Below are 1673 nucleotides of genomic sequence, written 5' to 3'. Positions count from 1 at the left end.
GGGTGGTTGTTTCTTGTGTCCCCCTCTCTTCTCCTCTTTTTTTGGGGGCTCCCAAGCCTCTTTCTTTTTCCTTCTTTTTCCCCCTTCCTCCCCCGCCCCTCCCCCCCCCCCCCGCGCCCGCGCGAAGCGCTGAACCGTAAAGTCTTGGATCCCTTCCGGCGGCTGCCATGGACACCGCCACCGCCACCATCGCAGGGTGATCACATGACCCCGAGCCTCGTGGGCGGCTTCGAACCGCCCTACTACACCGCTGTCTTCACCTCTGTCCGGCCCGACGCACCCGAGGGTTACGCCGACACCTCGGCCCGCATGCAGGAGCTCGTCCAGGACATCCCCGGCTTCCTCGGGTACGAGTCGGCCCGCACGCCCGGCGGCATCGGGATCACCGTCGCGTACTTCCGCGACCTGGACGGGCTCACCGCCTGGCAGCACCATCCCGAGCACATGGCCGCCAAGCGGCACGGCCGCGAGCACTGGTACGACAGCTACCGCGTCCACATCGGGAAGGTCGAACGGGCCTATGGCCACGACCGCGGCTGAGCACCAGCACCCTGCCGAGGAGACCGAGGGAGCCGAGGGAGCCGAGGGAGCCGAGGGGGGCAGGCGGGCCGAGAAGGCCGAAGAGGCCGAGGAGATTCGGGGCTTCGCACGCCGCCTCGGGATTCCCGGGCTCGTCGACGTCCACACCCACTTCATGCCGCGCAACGTCCTCGACAAGGTGTGGGCCTACTTCGACTCCGCCGGGCCCCTCACCGGGCAGGAATGGCCCATCACCTACCGCGAGGAGGAGGACCGGCGGGTCGAGCTGCTGCGGGAGTTCGGGGTCCTCGCCTTCACCTCGATGCTCTACCCGCACAAGGCCGGCATGGCCGCCTGGCTCGACGACTGGGCCGCCGGCTTCGCCGCCCGCGTCCCCGACTGCCTGCACACCGCCACCTTCTTCCCCGAGCCGGAAGCCCCGGCCTACGTGCGGAGGGCCCTGGAGCGCGGCGCCCGGGTCTTCAAGGTGCACGTCCAGGTCGGGGGCTTCGATCCGAACGACCCGCTGCTCGACGAGGTGTGGGGCATCCTCGCGGAGGCGGGGACCCCGATCGTGATCCACTGCGGGTCCGGGCCCGCCCCGGGGCCGTACACCGGGCCCGGGCCGATCGGGCGGCTGCTCGCCCGGCATCCGCGACTGGCCCTGGTGGTCGCGCACATGGGCATGCCGGAGTACGACGACTTTCTCGACCTCGCCGAGCGCCACGAGCGCGTCCACCTCGACACCACCATGGCCTTCACCGACTTCAGCGAGCGCCTCGCGCCCTTCCCGGCCGCCACCGGGCTGAAGCGGCTCGACGTGCTGCGCGAGCGGATCCTGCTCGGCTCCGACTTCCCCAACATCCCCTATCCGTACGTGCACCAGCTGCACGCCCTGGAACGGCTCGGGCTCGGCGACGACTGGCTGCGGGCGGTCTGCCACGACAACGGCGCCAGGCTCTTCGGGCTGCCGTCACGCGGGTAACGCCTTCGGCCTCGGCCAGCCCTCGGTACCGGCCGCCCCCGGCCCCGACCGCCCCCGGCCGCCCCGGTCCCGGCCGCCCCCGGCCCCGCGACGACCACCCCTGGTCCCGGCCGCCCTCGCCCCCGGCCGCCCCCGGCCCCGATCGCCCCCGGCCGCCCCGGTCCCGGCC

The 1673-nt window shown here is 72.3% G+C and carries 2 protein-coding genes; both read left to right on the top strand.

Annotated features, from left to right (window positions below):
• Positions 1-204 precede the first annotated feature (204 nt).
• Complete coding sequence (locus tag ACFWJO_RS19405) at positions 205-540, top strand: antibiotic biosynthesis monooxygenase family protein (RefSeq protein ID WP_386866669.1); 336 nt, start codon at positions 205-207, stop codon at positions 538-540.
• Positions 521-1504: an amidohydrolase family protein gene (locus ACFWJO_RS19400; RefSeq protein WP_386866667.1), complete on the top strand. Its 984-nt coding sequence runs from the start codon at positions 521-523 to the stop codon at positions 1502-1504. Before ACFWJO_RS19405 ends, ACFWJO_RS19400 begins: the two co-directional genes overlap by 20 nt.
• Positions 1505-1673 lie beyond the last annotated feature (169 nt).

The organism is Streptomyces sp. NPDC127092 (assembly GCF_042722475.1).
Lineage (GTDB): Bacteria > Actinomycetota > Actinomycetes > Streptomycetales > Streptomycetaceae > Streptomyces.
The sequence above is the reverse complement of the archived record's forward strand: the minus strand, read 5'-3'. Positions and strand labels throughout refer to the sequence as shown.